The sequence below is a fragment of the Mesorhizobium sp. WSM4806 genome, from assembly GCF_055811635.1.
The window spans coordinates 76,017-91,827 of sequence record NZ_JBVVQZ010000005.1 but is presented as its reverse complement, the minus strand read 5'-3'; the positions used below and the strand labels follow the sequence as shown (position 1 = coordinate 91,827).

Annotated in this window: 17 protein-coding genes and 1 pseudogene; 12 read left to right on the top strand and 6 right to left on the bottom strand. The window is 63.2% G+C overall.

The genetic code is table 11. The features are described from left to right. Window positions 1-68: 68 nt before the first annotated feature. Window positions 69-1,184, bottom strand: coding sequence for a heat-inducible transcriptional repressor HrcA (hrcA, locus tag AC0L2M_RS09900; protein ID WP_027155899.1), 1,116 nt, complete (start codon window positions 1,182-1,184; stop codon window positions 69-71). Window positions 1,185-1,319: 135 nt separating this feature from the next. On the opposite strand from hrcA, the gene rph reads away from it, so the two are divergent. The 5 genes from rph to AC0L2M_RS09875 all read left to right on the top strand — a co-directional run bounded on the left by rph (window position 1,320) and on the right by AC0L2M_RS09875 (window position 6,068). Beyond that, the gene (gene rph / locus AC0L2M_RS09895) at window positions 1,320-2,036 is read left to right on the top strand and encodes a ribonuclease PH (protein ID WP_023803674.1); all 717 of its coding nucleotides are present in this window, start codon (window positions 1,320-1,322) and stop codon (window positions 2,034-2,036) included. A 199-nt stretch (window positions 2,037-2,235) separates the two neighbouring features. After that, window positions 2,236-2,646 carry a VOC family protein gene (locus AC0L2M_RS09890; protein ID WP_023803675.1) on the top strand — a complete coding sequence of 137 codons (411 nt, stop codon included), beginning with the start codon at window positions 2,236-2,238 and terminating at the stop codon, window positions 2,644-2,646. Further along, complete coding sequence (rdgB, locus tag AC0L2M_RS09885) at window positions 2,646-3,308, top strand: RdgB/HAM1 family non-canonical purine NTP pyrophosphatase (RefSeq protein WP_473534719.1); 663 nt, start codon at window positions 2,646-2,648, stop codon at window positions 3,306-3,308. The genes AC0L2M_RS09890 and rdgB overlap by 1 nt, the downstream gene beginning before the upstream one ends. Further along, window positions 3,305-4,468 carry a radical SAM family heme chaperone HemW gene (gene hemW, locus AC0L2M_RS09880; RefSeq protein ID WP_287055311.1) on the top strand — a complete coding sequence of 388 codons (1,164 nt, stop codon included), beginning with the start codon at window positions 3,305-3,307 and terminating at the stop codon, window positions 4,466-4,468. The genes rdgB and hemW overlap by 4 nt, the downstream gene beginning before the upstream one ends. Before the next feature lie 193 nt (window positions 4,469-4,661). Next, window positions 4,662-6,068: a caspase family protein gene (locus AC0L2M_RS09875; protein ID WP_473534718.1), complete on the top strand. Its 1,407-nt coding sequence runs from the start codon at window positions 4,662-4,664 to the stop codon at window positions 6,066-6,068. A 113-nt stretch (window positions 6,069-6,181) separates the two neighbouring features. Here the strand turns inward: AC0L2M_RS09875 and AC0L2M_RS09870 are convergent, their stop codons facing one another. The 3 genes from AC0L2M_RS09870 to AC0L2M_RS09860 form a co-directional block, all read right to left on the bottom strand. Next, window positions 6,182-7,087, bottom strand: coding sequence for an FHA domain-containing protein (locus tag AC0L2M_RS09870; protein WP_473534717.1), 906 nt, complete (start codon window positions 7,085-7,087; stop codon window positions 6,182-6,184). Window positions 7,088-7,299: 212 nt separating this feature from the next. Continuing rightward, window positions 7,300-7,488 (bottom strand): hypothetical protein, encoded by a 189-nt coding sequence (locus tag AC0L2M_RS09865; protein WP_023803680.1) that lies wholly within the window; start codon window positions 7,486-7,488, stop codon window positions 7,300-7,302. 7 nt (window positions 7,489-7,495) lie between these two features. Beyond that, window positions 7,496-7,693 carry a hypothetical protein gene (locus AC0L2M_RS09860; protein WP_473534716.1) on the bottom strand — a complete coding sequence of 66 codons (198 nt, stop codon included), beginning with the start codon at window positions 7,691-7,693 and terminating at the stop codon, window positions 7,496-7,498. Between the two features lie 166 nt (window positions 7,694-7,859). Here AC0L2M_RS09860 and rsmI point away from each other — a divergent pair, with 166 nt between their 5' ends. The 4 genes and pseudogenes from rsmI (at window position 7,860) to AC0L2M_RS09840 (ending at window position 11,465) form a co-directional block, all read left to right on the top strand. Beyond that, entirely contained in the window at window positions 7,860-8,789 is a 930-nt protein-coding gene (rsmI, locus tag AC0L2M_RS09855) for a 16S rRNA (cytidine(1402)-2'-O)-methyltransferase (RefSeq protein ID WP_473534715.1), read from the top strand. Continuing rightward, window positions 8,782-9,159: a YraN family protein gene (locus AC0L2M_RS09850; protein ID WP_473534714.1), complete on the top strand. Its 378-nt coding sequence runs from the start codon at window positions 8,782-8,784 to the stop codon at window positions 9,157-9,159. The genes rsmI and AC0L2M_RS09850 overlap by 8 nt, the downstream gene beginning before the upstream one ends. Window positions 9,160-9,548: 389 nt before the next feature. Further along, a pseudogene (locus AC0L2M_RS09845) lies at window positions 9,549-9,674 on the top strand (winged helix-turn-helix domain-containing protein); the annotation flags it as partial. Window positions 9,675-10,160: 486 nt separating this feature from the next. Beyond that, a complete protein-coding gene (locus AC0L2M_RS09840; RefSeq protein ID WP_473534855.1) occupies window positions 10,161-11,465 on the top strand; it encodes a tetratricopeptide repeat protein in 1,305 nt (434 codons plus the stop codon). 16 nt (window positions 11,466-11,481) lie between these two features. Here AC0L2M_RS09840 and AC0L2M_RS09835 read toward each other — a convergent pair whose 3' ends face one another. After that, entirely contained in the window at window positions 11,482-11,808 is a 327-nt protein-coding gene (locus AC0L2M_RS09835) for a hypothetical protein (RefSeq protein WP_287237790.1), read from the bottom strand. Between the two features lie 279 nt (window positions 11,809-12,087). Next, the gene (locus tag AC0L2M_RS09830) at window positions 12,088-12,894 is read right to left on the bottom strand and encodes an undecaprenyl-diphosphate phosphatase (RefSeq protein ID WP_023803684.1); all 807 of its coding nucleotides are present in this window, start codon (window positions 12,892-12,894) and stop codon (window positions 12,088-12,090) included. Between the two features lie 181 nt (window positions 12,895-13,075). On the opposite strand from AC0L2M_RS09830, the gene AC0L2M_RS09825 reads away from it, so the two are divergent. The 3 genes from AC0L2M_RS09825 to AC0L2M_RS09815 are packed head-to-tail and all read left to right on the top strand — an operon-like array spanning window position 13,076 to window position 15,808. Then, window positions 13,076-13,768 (top strand): glutathione S-transferase family protein, encoded by a 693-nt coding sequence (locus AC0L2M_RS09825; protein ID WP_128169289.1) that lies wholly within the window; start codon window positions 13,076-13,078, stop codon window positions 13,766-13,768. Continuing rightward, entirely contained in the window at window positions 13,749-14,909 is a 1,161-nt protein-coding gene (gene queG, locus AC0L2M_RS09820) for a tRNA epoxyqueuosine(34) reductase QueG (protein ID WP_473534713.1), read from the top strand. The genes AC0L2M_RS09825 and queG overlap by 20 nt, the downstream gene beginning before the upstream one ends. Then, window positions 14,906-15,808: an SDR family oxidoreductase gene (locus AC0L2M_RS09815; RefSeq protein WP_287237793.1), complete on the top strand. Its 903-nt coding sequence runs from the start codon at window positions 14,906-14,908 to the stop codon at window positions 15,806-15,808. The genes queG and AC0L2M_RS09815 overlap by 4 nt, the downstream gene beginning before the upstream one ends. Window positions 15,809-15,811: the final 3 nt, after the last annotated feature.

The window sequence follows — 15,811 nt, the reverse complement described above, 5'->3', positions numbered from 1 at the left end:
AGGTTCCCTTAAGCGTGTCGCGTTGGAAGGATCCGTGCGACGCGCTTCGGTTTTTTGGGCGACATGCATTATCGCAGCATGCGGGAAATAAGCTGCGCGGTATAGTCGACCATCGGCACGATGCGTGCGTAGTTCAGCCGGGTCGGGCCGATGACGCCGAGCGCGCCGATGACGCGGGCGTCCTTGTCGCGATAGGGCGCCACGACCAGCGACGAGCCCGACAGCGAAAACAGCTTGTTCTCCGAGCCGATGAAGATGCGCACGCCGGAGCCTTCCTCGGCGAGGTCGAGAAGCTGGATCAGCCCGTCCTGCGTCTCCAGATCCTCGAACAAATGCCGCAGCAGCTCGATGTCGGCCTGGGCGGTGACATTTTCCAGCAGATTGGCGCGACCGCGCACGATGAGACGCGCCGGCAAGCCGCTCTCGGCGCCTGCCCAGACAGCAAGGCCCTTCTCGACCAAATCCTGCGACAGCGTGTCGAGGGCGGCCCTGGTTTCTTCCTTGATGCGGGCGATCTCGACCCGCGCCTCGGCCAGCGTGCGACCGCGGATATGGGCGTTGAGGAAATTCGAGGCTTCGTGCAGTTGCGAGACGGTGATGCCGGCGGGCAGGTCGACGACGCGGTTTTCGACGTCGCCGTTCTGCGACACCAGCACGGCCAGCGCCTTGTTCGGCTCGAGCTGGATGAATTCGATATGCTTGAGCGCCACCTCGTTCTTGGCGGCAAGCACGAGGCCGGCGCCGCGCGACATGCCGGACAGCATCTGGCTCGCCTCGGTGAGCATGTGCTCCAGCGTCGCACCAGAGCCGGAGGCGCGTACCTGCGCCTCGATGGTGCGGCGCTCCTCGTCGGAGAGATCACCAAGCTCCATGAAGGCATCGACGAAGAAGCGCAGGCCGGCCTGGGTCGGCAATCGGCCGGCCGAGATATGCGGCGCGTAGATCAGGCCGAGATGCTCGAGATCGCTCATCACATTGCGGATGGTGGCCGGCGACAGCGAAGACGGCAGGATACGCGACAGGCTGCGCGAGCCGACCGGCTCGCCGTCCTTCAGATAGGAATCGACAATGCGCCGAAAGATGTCGCGCGAGCGCATGTCGAGCGATTGAAGCGCAGGCGATTGAAGCGCGGGGGATTGGAGCGCTGCCGCCGACTGGGAACCGGGATCGACTGCCTTGGTCATTCGAGCCAAATACCTCCGGCCCAAGGATATAGACATCGGCCGCGCCCGCGCAACTGGTCCATTTTCCTTTGCGCCTCTCGTCGCGTGCGGCTACAAGCCGGCCACGACTCCTAAAACGACAAGAAAGAAGCCTGAATGCGCCCTTCCAAACGCCAATTCGACGAAATGCGCGCCATCTCCTTTGAGCGCGGCGTCTCCAAGCACGCGGAAGGCTCGTGCCTGGTGAAGTTCGGCGACACCCACGTGCTGTGCACCGCCAGCCTCGAGGAAAAGGTGCCGGGCTGGATGCGCAATTCCGGCAAGGGCTGGGTGACGGCGGAATACGGCATGCTGCCGCGCTCGACCGGCGAGCGCATGCGCCGCGAGGCTTCGGCTGGCAAGCAAGGCGGCCGCACGCTGGAAATCCAGAGGCTGATCGGCCGTTCGCTGCGCGCAGTGGTCGATCTGCAGGCGCTGGGTGAGCAGCAGATCACCGTCGACTGCGACGTGATCCAGGCCGATGGCGGCACGCGCACCGCCTCGATCACCGGCGGCTGGGTGGCGCTTTACGACTGCCTGCGCTGGATGGAAGCCCGGCAGATGGCCAGCGTCGCCAAGGTGCTGAAGGACCATGTCGCGGCTATCTCCTGCGGCATCCACGACGGCCAGCCGGTCATCGACCTCGACTATCTCGAGGATTCATCGGCCGGCACCGACGCCAATTTCGTCATGACCGGCAAGGGCGGCATTGTCGAGATACAAGGCACGGCCGAGGGCGAGCCTTTCTCGGAAGAGCAATTTGCGGCGCTGATGGAATTGGCCAAGAAAGGTATTGCGCGACTGGTCAGCCTGCAGCAGATGGCCGTGGCGTAGTCCTGAAAATGCCGAGCTTGTCCGCCCCCCTCTGGCCTGCCGGCCATCTCCCCCTCAAGGGGGGAGATCGGGTATTCAATCGGCTTTCGCCAACTGTCGGCGGCGTGGGATGTGCGGAAGCGCTGAAGCTGCCAATCTCCCCCCTTGAGGGGGAGATGCCAAGTTTTGGCAAAGAGGGCAGGCCAGAGGGGGGTGCCTCGTGACACCCTCTGCCATCCTCGAATCAGCGCTGTACGTCACCGACCTCGATGCCGCGGAAAAATTCTACACCGATGTGCTCGGGCTCGATCTGCTGGGCAAGGTCGACGGCAGGCATCTTTTCTTCCGTTGCGGGGACGGCGTGCTGCTCATCTTCAACGCCGAGGCGACCAAGGTGCCGCCGGCGCCCGATGCCAGGCTGAAAGTGCCGCCGCACGGCACGGTCGGCGACGGCCATCTCTGCTTTGCGGCGAGCGCGGACGAGATCGTGCGCTGGAGAGCGCATCTTGAGCGAAAGAAAATCGCCATCGAAAGCGAGTTCGAATGGCCGCAGGGTGGCCGCTCGATCTATGTTCGCGACCCCTCCGGCAATTCGATCGAATTCGCCGAACCAAGAATTTGGGGCATCTGATGCATTCGCTTGATGGACATGAGATCGTTGTCGCCAGCCACAATGCCGGCAAATTGCGCGAATTCGCCGATCTGATGGCGCCGTTCGGCATAGAAGCGAAGTCGGCCAAGGAATATGGCCTGCCGGAGCCGGACGAGACCGGCACCACCTTCGAGGAGAACGCCTATATCAAGGCCTTTGCCGCCGCCAAGACGACAGGCCTGCCGGCATTGTCGGACGATTCCGGCCTGTGTGTCGATGCGCTGGGCGGAGCGCCCGGCGTCTATACCGCCAACTGGGCCGAGGCGCCCGACGGGAGCCGCGACTTCGGCATGGCGATGCAGCGAGCCGAAGTGGCGTTGCAGGAAATCGGCGCGGTTGCGCCTGCGCAGCGCAAGGGCAGCTTCGTCGCCGTCATCTGCCTGGCCTTTCCCGACGGCGCGGCCGAATATTTCCGTGGCGAGGTCGAGGGCACGCTGGTATGGCCGCCGCGTGGCGAACTCGGCTTCGGCTACGACCCGGTGTTCGTGCCGGACGGTTTCGAAAAGACCTTCGGCGAAATGACCGCAGAGGAGAAACATGGCTGGAAGCCCGGCCAGCCGACGGCATTGTCGCATCGCGCTCGCGCCTTCCAGAAATTCGCGCAGGCCAGACTGGATTTGGCGCGATCGGCGGTGAAATGACCATGCTGCTCGACCGCAGCCCCGGTTTCGGCGTCTACGTGCACTGGCCGTTCTGCGCGGCCAAGTGCCCCTATTGCGACTTCAACAGCCATGTCCGCCACCAGCCGGTCGACCAGGAGCGTTTCGCGCGCGCCTTCGAGACCGAGCTTGCGACGATGCGCAACCGCACCGGACCGCGCGAGGTGACCAGCATTTTTCTCGGCGGCGGCACGCCATCGCTGATGAAGCCGCAAACCGTGGCGACGGTGCTGGACGCGGTGGCGAAGAACTGGACGGTGCCTGCCGGCATCGAGGTGACGCTGGAAGCCAACCCGTCTTCGGTCGAGGCCGAGCGCTTTCGCGGCTATCGGGCGGCAGGCGTCAACCGGGTGTCGCTCGGCGTGCAGGCGCTGAACGACAAGGATTTGCGCTTTCTCGGCCGGCTGCACAATGTCGATGAAGCGCTGCACGCGATTGGCCTGGCGCGTGAGATTTTCCCGCGGCTGTCGTTCGATCTGATCTACGCACGGCCCGGCCAGACAGCGGAAGCGTGGCAGGCGGAGCTCGAGCAGGCGATCGGCCATGCCGCCGACCATTTGTCGCTCTACCAGTTGACCATCGAGGAAGGCACGCCGTTCCACGCGCTGCATGCGGCCAGGAAATTCGCTATTCCCGACAATGACCATGCCGCCGATCTCTATGCGCTGACGCAGGAGATCACCGCTGCGCATGGGCTGCCTGCCTATGAGATTTCGAACCACGCCAGATCAGGCGCCGAAAGCCGGCACAATCTCACCTATTGGCGCTATGGCGAATATGTCGGCGTCGGTCCCGGCGCGCATGGCCGCTTCGTCGAAAACGGCCGTCGCGTGGTGACGATCGCCGAAAGAATGCCGGAAACCTGGGCCAATCTGGTCGAGGCCAAGGGCCATGGCGTCACCGGCGGCGAGATCCTGACGCGCTCGGAAGAGGCCGACGAGTTCCTGTTGATGGGGCTGAGGCTGGCCGAGGGCATCGACCTCTCTCGCTATGAAGCGTTTTCCGGCCGCGGCCTGTCGACGGCGCGGCTGTCCATGCTGCAGGGCGAGGGGCTGGTGGCGCCGATCGGCAATGCCCGCCTGCGCGCCACGCCGGCCGGCATGATCGTGCTAGACGCTGTGGTGGCGGATCTGGCGCGGTAAAGCTTGGGCCAGGAGCTGGCCTGTCCCAGACAATTTGTCGGCTCACGCAAGGATGCTGGAAATTCGGCTTGCTTGGCCGAATGGCCATCCCACTGCCATCCGCAGCCGATAATTACTTGCAAGCGTAGGCCTGACTGGTCAAGCTTCGGTCGGGCGCCGCTAATATGCGGCTGAAGCAGAGCACGGGGCTAAAATGCGCCTCTTCAACATCGCGCTTGCTGTCATTGCTCTGATCGGCGGGCTGGAGGTGGCGTGGGCTGAGAAACGTGTTGCGCTGGTGATCGGCAATTCGAGCTATCAACGGGTCGCTAGACTTCCCAATCCGAACAATGACGCTGCTGACATGGCTGCCTTGCTCTCAAAGGTAGGGTTCAAAGTATCTCGCAAGATGGACTTGGACCATACCGCGTTCAGGAAAGCTCTGCAGGAGTTCGGTCGCGAGGCGGAAGGTGCTGATTTCGCAATAATCTTCTTCGCGGGACATGGGGTTGAGGTTGAGAATAGAAATTTTCTCGTTCCTACAGATGTCAGCCTGAGCGCTGATTCCGACGTCGAGTTTGAGGCAATCCCGCTGGATCTGGTGATGAACGCGTTGTCCCGTGTCTCCGGCGTGCGGGTGGTTCTACTTGATGCTTGCCGGGACAACCCTTTTATCGCGGCCATGCGACGATCAAACGCAACGCGTTCCATCGGCAGAGGCCTGGCTGCGATTGAACCGGCAGCCGGAACCTTGGTCGGGTACGCTGCGAAGGAAGGTACAACCGCTTTCGATGGAGCGGGACGGAACAGTCCCTACACTGCAGGGCTGTTGGCGCATTTGGGTGAACCCGGGGTAGACATCCAATTCGTGTTCCGCAAGGTTCGCGACACTGTTCTGGCCGCGACAGGCGGCAAGCAGGAACCATTCACGTATGGATCGCTGCCTGGCAGGGAAATTTTCATTGCCCCTCCTCGTGGCCCAACGGCAGTCTCGCCAGCCAACAACAGCAGCCGAGATGCGAGCCTGACGGAAATCGAGTTGTGGACCTCAATCCGCGGCTCCAAAAGCAGCGGAGCGTTAAAGGATTATCTTCAACTGTACCCGGAGGGCCTGTTTGTGCCTCTCGCCAGACTCCAAATTCAACAGTTGGAGAATGCAGATCATCAATCGGACGCCAGCCAGGAAGATGCCCCGAACGAGCTGGCGAAGCGGATACAGCGCGAGCTTGGCCGCGTTGGGTGTAATCCGGGAAAGCCAGACGGCATCTGGGGTGGAAGGACCCGGGAGGCGTTGCGCCGTTTCGCTCGCCACTCCGGCGCTGAGATCGACATGGCGAAACCGACAACAATTGCTTTGAAGATATTGGAAAGAAGCACAGCGCGCGTGTGTCCGGTGGTTGCCCGGCCGAATTCGATACAAGAACCCGGCCATGCAAATGGCCCGAATACCCTGCCACGACCGACAACGGAACAGAAGCGTGCCGCCGCTGCTCCGAGCGCGAGCAGGCCAGCTCGCGTTTGCAGGGCAGAAACCCACGATGAGTGCAGGGTCCGAGCGCGGGCCGCCGGGGCTCGCCGGGGCAGCGGCTTCTGTCGCGATCGAATTACAATCTGCGAGTGACGTGCCTCGGCAGAACTTGCCGATCTGGCGTCCCTCAGCGGCCACGAGCCCTGTTGAAGCCGGCGAGAACCGGCGGCAAGCGCCAGCAGAAAGCTATGCTCCTGCTGGCGCGCCTATTCTAGGCTGAATACCTCGATCATCTCGGCGCGCCCTTTGACCTCGTGATAGCCGCAGGACTTGAAATATTGTCTACCTTCAGGCCAGTGCTCGACGAACTGGGCGCTGACCAACAGCGGCTTGTCCAGTTTTCGCGTCAATCCCTCAATACGAAAGGCCAAATTCACGGCATCGCCCAGCGCGGTGTTGATGCCTTTGCCCATAGCGCCGATAGCAACTTCACCCACATGAAGGCCAATGCGGCAGTCGAGTATGATGTCTTGTTGTTCCCTGACCAGTACTCGGGTTGGCGACGTAGCCGCGTCTTCCGCAGCGCGGAGCGCCTGGGCAGCCTGAACCGCAGCGACACAGACGTCCGCTGCCGTCTCGTGCCAATAAGCAAATACACAATCACCGATGAATTTGTCGATCGAGGCACCGTAGTGCTTCAAGATCATATTGCAGTCCATATACCACTCGGCCAGGAGGGCCGCCACCTGTTCCGGGGACAGCCTGGCGCTAATTCCGGTAAACTCCTTCAAATCAGCAACGAACAGCGTGGCCGGCCGGCTCTTGGGGGCTGCCGGGTTGCCCCATTGAGTTTTTGTGTTCGCCACTTGCGAATCTGGATCGGGGGCAGTCGTGCCCTGGTCGAAAAGAAAAATCGATCTGCCGAACTGGACGCGATCGCCGGTGTGCAGCACACGCGCGGTTGTGACCGCCACGTCATTCACATAACTGCCATTGGCACTGCCGACATCAACAACCCAGTAGTTCGCGCCGTCGCGCCGGATCGTTGCATGCTGGCGCGAAACTTCCCCGTCTTCCAAGCGTATGGTGGAATGTTCGCCACGACCAACCAGGTTGAAATCTCCCAGCCTGTAGGCCTCTCTGCTGCCCAGTGCGGTTAAAGTTGCCGACATGATCCTCTCCCGTACGCTCAAGCGCGCGCACGCAGGTTCAATATTAGCACGTTACGAACAGAGGCTGGCGACATTCCAGAGGACGATGAGTTCGTGGACCCAGCGTCTGCTGGAAGCGCGCGTGTCGAACAATCCGGGTTGAATGATGTGGCCGAGCGTTTCCCCCACGCTTTAGAGAGAAGTGTCTCGGCCAATCGCGAAGGTCGCGGTAGTCAGGCGTCGTGCTTGGGGAGGCGCTTGGCGTGGTCTTTCTCGGCGTCCGCCTCGCCGTCGCGAGCCGGCTTGGCCTCGCCCTTGTCGCGGCGGGCGCGGTATCGATCGCTTGTCGGATGTGGGGGCGCTCCATTGCGGGAGCTTTTGGTTTCAAGGCGGGTGATAAAAATGTCGAAGCGATTGGGCATCGTCTGGTCAGTGCTCCATCGTGTTGCCGGTGCCGGTCGAGGGCTCGATCTCGAGCTTGGTTGCCTTTGACGGCCGACGCTTTCGCGGCTTTTTAGCCGAGCCGGCGCCGGCTTTGGCAGGCAGGCCCTTGTCCTTTCGCACGGCAAAGCGCTTGCGCCCTGCATAGTAGGGTTCGAAAACGTCTTGTATCTTGAGGCTGTCCATCCTGCTCCTCCCGAGATCAGGCATAAATCCGCCGGGCACGGTTTCGTTCCGCAGTGTGGCAAAGGCATGACAGCCGCGTCACTTCGGCATGGGTTTTGCAACCCGGCGTGAGCCGTGCCAAACAGGGCCGAATGCATTCAAGGTCAGAGCCTGACGGGGGACACCGGTGACCGGCGAGTCGGCAAAACGCAGCTACGTGATCGGCCAGACCGAGATACCGGCCCGGCCGCTCGAGCCGGCGCTCTACCTGGTGGCGACGCCGATCGGCAATCTCGCCGACATCACATTACGCGCGCTTGAAACGCTCGCCGCAGCCGACATCGTCGCCTGTGAGGACACGCGTGTCAGTCGCGTGCTGCTCGACCGCTACGGCATCCGCCGCCGCACCACTGCGTATCATGAGCACAATGCCGGCGAGGCCGGCCCAAAGCTGATCGCAGCCTTGCTGGCAGGGCAGAGCGTGGCGCTGATCTCGGACGCCGGCACACCGCTGATCTCCGATCCGGGCTACCGACTGGTAGGCGAAGCGCTCGACCAGGGCATTCGCGTCGTGCCGATCCCCGGCCCGTCGGCGCCGCTCGCGGCGCTGACCGCCTCCGGCCTGCCCTCTGACGCCTTCCTGTTCGCCGGCTTCCTGCCGGTGAAGACCGGCCAGCGGCTGACGCGGCTGGAAGCGCTTAAAACCGTGCCGGCGACGCTGATCTTCTTCGAATCGCCGCGCCGCCTGGCCGAGACGCTCGGTGCCATGGTCGAGGCGCTGGGCGGCGCCCGCAAGGCCGCGATCGGTCGCGAGTTGACCAAGACCTTCGAGGAGATACGGACCGGCAGCTTGCAGTCGCTCGCCGATCATTACGCGGCGGCCGACACGCCGAAGGGCGAGATCGTCATCTGCGTCGGCCCGTCGGACGCAACGGCCGACGAACCGGCCGACATCGACCGGCTTCTGCTTTCGCTTGCCGCCGAGATGCCGGCCTCCAAGGCGGCGGCGGAAGCCGCCAAGATGACCGGCGGCCAGAAGCAGGCGCTTTACCGGCGGCTGCTCGAACTCAAGGACACTGGGAAAGAGGGCGACACCGGGAAAGCCCGCAATGGCTGATCGCCCGGTCGCCAGCCGCCAGCGGGCCTATCGGCGCGGCCACCGCAGCGAGTGGCTGGCGGCTGCGGCGTTGATGGTGAAGGGCTATCGGATCCTGGCCCGCCGCCACCGCACGCGGTTCGGCGAGATCGACCTGATCGCGCGGCGCGGCAACCTGGTGCTGATCGTCGAGGTGAAGGCTCGCCGCACGCTGGTGGAAGCGATGGAAGCTGTTCGCTGCGAATCGGAGCGCCGCATCGAAAGCGCCGCCGATCTCTGGCTGTCGCGCCAGTCCGACTATGGCAGATTGTCGGTGCGCTTCGACATGGTCGCGGTGCTGCCGTGGCGCTGGCCGGTGCATGTCGAGAATGTTTTTTACGGGCGGAGCTAGACTCTGGAAGTCGCCGGTGGGATCCGGATCGCAGCGCACTGACCATTCCACATAGAACGCTCCATCGCGGCATAATCCAAGTCGATGCGCCAGCCGGCTCGGTCGTGAATTTCCGGACGTTTGCGATCGCAGCGCGAAGGTTTCGTCCCGGGAAGCAGCGCCGACTTTCAAACGCTGGTTGACTTTCGGCGACAGGCGCCGATTCTCAAGTCAAAGGCGGCCTGCCGAGCAACATGCCGCCCGAACGATCAGCACGATGATCGAGAGCAGCCTTGAACCTGGTCAATCCACCGAGCCTTGTTCTAAACGGTGTCGAGTTCGATTTCGACGCCGGTCTCCTGCACGGCGAGCATGGTGAAGATGTCCCGCTGAGGCCTCAATCGCTCGCGGTGCTGAAGCATCTGGTCGCCAACGCCAACCGTGTCGTGACCAAGGAGGAGCTCCTGGACGCTGTCTGGCCTGGCATCGCGGTGACGGAAAACAGTCTTTCCCAGTGCATCAGCGAAATCAGGAAAGCCATCGGCGACGAGAAGCAGAACCTGCTCAAGACAGTCGCGCGACGGGGATATCGCTTTGTCCCCGAAAGCCAAGCGCCCGGCATACCTCACGATCGCTACCCGCAGGTTCCCGGCACTGCCTCTCCTGACCAGCACGAGACCAAAAGCCGGCGAGGCCTGATATTTGTAAGCGCTGTACTGGCAATCATTGCCGCAGTCGCGGCGTTCATCTGGAGGCCTACATTTGATACGGGAGTGCCGACCTCGCTCTCGATCGCGGTTCTGCCGTTCGCAAATCTCAGCGAAGCCGAGGAGCAGGCCTATCTTGCCAACGGTTTCGCGGACGATCTGACGACAGAGCTGGCGCGCGTTCCCGGCCTGTTCGTCGTCTCGCACAATGCCGCGCGTGCATATCGCAACAGCGGTCTGCCGCCGGCGAAGATCGCGAAAGAGCTCGGCGTCCGCTACCTGCTGGAGGGCTCGGTTCGACGTCTCGGCGATGAAGTGCGCATCAATGCGCACTTGGTCGATGCCTCGACGGTTGGCCAGATCTGGGCCGAGCGGTTCGAAGGTCCATTCAGCGATGTGTTCAAGCTCCAGGACCAGGTGACCGGTAAGATTGTCGCCGCGCTGCAGCTAAAGCTCGTCCCGGGAAAAGCAAACCTGGCCGTGTCCGGCGATACTGACGATCCGGAAGCTTACCAGGCTTTTCGGCGCGCTATCGAGGCGCGACGAACGGATACACCATCAGGCACCGTGGACGCATCTCGCTACCTGCGCCAGGCCCTGGCGCTGGATGCCGATTTCGGCGCGGCGGCCGCGGAATTGGCATGGCTCCACTGGGATGCCGACGACGCGAGGAGACAGGCCCTAGGGCTTGGTTGGACCGAGATCGACGACGAGCTCTACGGCAATCTGGCCATCGCTGCCGGAAATCCGTCGCCCGGTTACTACCAGCTGATTTCCGAGCTTCTGGTCCGGGAGCATAGGTCCGACGAGGCGGTGGCTGCCCTGCAAAAGGCGATAGCGCTCGACCCGAGCGATTCCTGGACCTACGAAGGGCTGAGCCAGGCCCTCATCTTCAACGGCAGGCCGGCTGAGGGGCGAACCTTTCTCGAGGCGGCCCTACGCGTCGATCCCGGGTGGACGGAGTGGCGACACTATCAGGCTGGCTTGGCGGCGTTCGGCCAGGGCCGCTACGAGGAGGCGGTCGCGCAGCTTGAGCAGGTCGATGTTCGGTCGCCCAATCCCTGGACGAAGTTCTACGGCCTGCATGTTCTTGTCGCAGCGCTTGCGCATCTCGATCGCCTGCCGGAAGCGGCCTCTGCCCTGGAGCAGCTCCGAAGCGTGCTGTCGGAAAGGCAGGAGGGTCAGCCGAACCTGCTGATCGCGCAGCAGTTCTTCGTCTACAAGCGACAGGAAGATATCGTTCGCCTGCTCGATGGCTTGAGGAAGGCAGGGGTTTCTGAGCTTCCTGCCGGAATGGAACCCGAATCCGCTGAACGGATGAATGGCGTCGACATCGGCAATCTCATGATCGGACACGAGCTGACGGGACGCCAGGTTCTGCCCCATGTCTTGGCTTACCATGCTGTGATTGCGGCAGACGGCAGCGTGACCCGAACAGTTGGTGAGGAGGTCGTGACCGGTCGAATGTGGGTGCAGGGCGACAGCTTGTGCACCGCCTATCCGCGTAAACTGACGGGCTGTGGCGCCGTGTTCCGCAACCTGAGCGTCACACCCGGAGCCCCGAACGAATACATCCTGCTGCCTCGCTTCAAGCGTTATGAATTCTCGGTGACGAAGTAGCAGCACTTCGCTGCGTTTACAGCGGCCATGAGAGATTGAGGTTCATTTCGCTCTTGCCTTCGGTGACGTACGGACCACAGCGCTTCAATGCATCCGCGAAATCCCTGGCCAAGTCCTTGAACGTCTCGGTCTGCGGCGCTACGTCGACGATTTGGATGGCACTGACGTGCCCCTCGCGGGTGAAGCTGACGTGGACATCTGCACTGAAGCTGACCCCGCGCATCGCCGTCTGCGTAGGCCAACAGCTTGCTGCCCGTTCGAGAATGTGGCGGCTCACACCATCACCAGCGGACGCGGTGGTCGCGGCGCCGATCACGAGAACTCCCAAGATGCGGTTGATCATTCTTTATCTCCTCAGTTCGACGCCCGAACCGTGTGGGAACGTCGTGGGAGAGAGGACGCGAGGGCTCGTTCGAAGTCATGATATCGGCGTGAAAAAGTTCTGAAGAGTGGTGAACACAGTCGATTCGGCCATCAGATGCATTCAAGCGGGCGAGAACGACCCCGCGTTGACGGCTTGGGTTGGAGGGGCGGGTCTACGCTGGTCGTCCCCCACCATCAGCCGATATTGTTAGGCCAAACGAACAAATAGAGCCCTTGGCGACAAAATAAGCATGCCGCCTCACCCCCGGACGAACAGCGCCGCCAGGCCGACGGTGCCGATAACCAGCCGCCACCAGCCGAACAGCGAATAGCCGTGGCGCGAGACGTAGTTGAGCAGGAAGCGCACGACGATAAGCGCCGCGACGAAGGCGGCGATGAAACCGGCGGCGATGATGGGCAGATCGGCGCTGGTCAGCACATTGCGGTTCTTGAACAGGTCGAAGGCGAAGGCGCCGACCATCGTCGGCATGGCGAGAAAGAAGGAGAATTCCGCCGCCGCGCGTTTGTCGACGCCCAGAAGCAGCGCGCCGACGATCGTCGAACCGGAACGCGACGTGCCGGGGATCAGCGAAAGGCACTGGAACAGTCCGATCTGCAGATAGAGCCGGAGCGGAAACCGCTCGACGTCGTGATAGAGCGGCTTCGGCTTGAAGCGATCCACCCACAGCAGGACCAGGCCGCCGATGATCAGCATGACGCAGATCAGCCTCGGCGATTCAAACAGCACCGTCTTGATAAAGCCATGCGCCAGCGCGCCGATGACGGCCGCCGGCAGAAAGGCGACGAGGATGCCGAGAACGAAATGCCGCGTCACCCGATCACGCGGCAGGTCGACCAGCATCTGCCACAGGCGATGGAAATAGACGCTGAGGATCGCCAGTATGGCGCCGAGCTGGATCAGGATCTCGAAGGCCTTGCCGGTCGAATGGAAGCCGAGAAAATGACCGGCAAGCAGGATATGGCCGGTCGACGAGACCGGAATGAACTCGGTCATGCCCTCGATCATGCCGAGCAGCAGCGCTTCGACAATGGTCTGGCTTTCCATGGAAACCTCGGCGTTCGAGTGAGAGCTTTGAAGAACGGCTTGCTTGTCATGGCGCGGAACTCCTCCTATAGGTCGCAGCACCCTGACGGCCCTTTGAATCGGGGCGGCCCCCTGAATCGGGGCGGCCAAGACTTACCGGCGCAGCCGGCGATTTGCCAGTGCGCTCTATTATCGCGGGACCATGCTGACGCTTTTCCACCACCCGATGTTCGCCACCTGCCGCTTCGTTCGCCTCGCTTTCGGCGAGTATGGCGAGGAACTGGCGCTGATCGAGGAAAAGCCGTGGATGCGGCGCAAGGAGTTCCTGGCGCTGAACCCGGCCGGCACGCTGCCGATCCTGCTTGCCGAGGGCGACGTGCCGATCGTCGGCGCCATGGTCATCGGCGAATATCTCGACGAGACGCGCGGCGTGCTCAAGCGCGACAAGCGGCTGTTCGCCGAGGACCCGATGGAGCGCGCCGAAATCCGCCGGCTGACCGACTGGTATCTCAGCAAGGCCGATAGCGAGGTGACGCGGCACCTGGTGCGCGAGCGCGTGCTGAAGCCGATCATGCCGGAAACGGCGGGCGGCGGCTCGCCCGATTCGGCGGCGATCCGCGCCGCGCGCGCCAACATCCGCCAGCACATGAAATACACCAACTGGCTGGCCGGCACCCGCCATTGGCTGGCCGGCAGCAAGGTCACCTATGCCGACCTCGCGGCTGCGGCTGCGCTGTCCGTGCTCGACTATCTCGGCGAGATCGACTGGCGCGAACACGCTGCCGCGCGCGAATGGTATGCACGGGTGAAATCACGGCCATCGTTCCGGCCGCTTTTGTCCGACCGGGTGCGCGGCCTGTCACCGGTGTCACATTATGCGGACCTCGATTTCTAGAGCGCAAAACTTGCGCGCGCTGATCGACCGCGAGGCGCGGCGCGCCGGTTTCGCTGCCGTTGCCGTCACCACGCCCGATGCCATCCCGCAGGCGCCGGCCCGGCTTGCCGCATTCGTCACCGACGGCTTCCACGGCTCGATGGACTGGATCGCCGAGGCGCTCGAACGCCGCGGCGAGCCGATGGCGCTTTGGCCCGAAGTTCGCTCGATCATCGTGCTGGCCATGAACTACGGCCCCGACCACGACCCGCGCGCGGTGCTGCGCAAGCGCCGGCGCGGCGCGATCTCCGTCTATGCGCAGAACCGCGATTATCACGACGTGATCAAGGGCCGGCTGAAAGAGATCGCCGGCAAGATCGTGGCGCGCTCTGGGAGCGACGTAAAAGTGTTCGTCGACACCGCCCCGGTAATGGAAAAGCCGCTGGCAGAAGCCGCCGGCCTCGGCTGGCAAGGCAAGCACACCAATCTGGTCAGCCGCGAACACGGCTCCTGGCTGTTCCTTGGCACCATCTTCACGACGGCCGAGCTTGCATCCGATACGCCCGAAGACGACCATTGCGGCTCTTGCCGCGCCTGTCTCGACGCCTGCCCGACCGACGCCTTTCCGGCTCCCTACCGGCTCGATGCGCGACGCTGCATCTCCTACCTCACCATCGAGAACAAGGGGCCGATCCCGCTCGAGTTCCGCGAAAAAATCGGCAACCGCATCTATGGCTGCGACGATTGCCTGGCCGCCTGTCCATGGAACAAGTTTGCCCGGGCAGCGTCCGAGCAAAAGCTCGTCGCTCGCGCCGATTTGCGTGAGCCGCCGCTCGCCGATCTGTTGGCGCTCGACGACGCTGCTTTCCGGTCGTTCTTTAGCGGTTCGCCGGTCAAGCGCATCGGTCGCGACCGCTTTGTCCGCAATGTGCTGATCGCCGCCGGCAATTCCGGCGAACCGTCGCTCGGCAACGCCGTGCGTGCGCTGCTCGGTGACGCCTCGCCGCTGGTGCGCGGCGCAGCGGTTTGGGCGCTGTCACGGCTTGTGCCGACTTCGGAATTCGCCAAATCGGCCAGCGCTGCGGTAAAAGCAGAAGGCGACGAGGCCGTGCGACGCGAATGGCGCCTGGCGCTGGCAAACCAGATCGAGGCGCGTGCATGAGCGAGAAGCAGATCCTCATTTTCGGCGCCGGCTATTCAGGCAAGGCATTTGCCCGCGCCGGCAAGGATGCCGGCACCATCCTTGGCACGACACGCGCAGCGGAGAAATTCGAAGCGCTGCGGCAAGCCGGAATCCAGCCGCTCCTTTTCGATGGCGCGCTGACGCCTGAAATCAGCGACGCGCTCGAGAAAACAACCCACCTCGTCGTCTCGGTGGCGCCGGAAGAGGCCGGCGACCCGGTGCTGAATGCGGCGCGCCAGGCAATCACGAAAATGCCGGCGCTCGAATGGATCGCCTATCTGTCCACCGTCGGCGTCTACGGCGACCATGGCGGCGGCTGGGTCGACGAGACCGCCGAATGCAGGCCGCTGTCGAAGCGCTCGATGCTGCGTGTCGCCGCCGAGCAGGACTGGCTGAAGCTGGGTCGCGACATCGGGCGGCCGGTGGCGATCCTGCGGCTTTCCGGCATTTACGGGCCGGGCCGCAATGCCCTGGTCAATCTCGAAAACGGCTCCGCGCGGCGGCTGGTCAAGCCGGGCCAGGTGTTCAACCGCATCCATTGCGACGACATTGCGGGGGCGCTTTGGCATCTGCTCAAGCACACCAGTGGCGGCATCTTCAATGTCACCGACGACCTGCCGGCGCCGCCGCAGGACGTGGTCACCTATGCCGCAGAGCTGATGGGCGTCACACCGCCGCCGGAAATTCCGTTCGAGACCGCCCAACTTTCGCCCATGGCGCGGTCCTTCTATGGCGAGAACAAGCGCGTCGCCAACACGGCTATCAAGGCGGCCGGCTATCGCTTCCGCTTTCCCGACTACCGGTCGGCCTTCGACCATATGTGGATTTCGGGCAACTGGCGCGATGGCGAGGCGCGCAGCCCGATGAAGCGGTCGTGATCG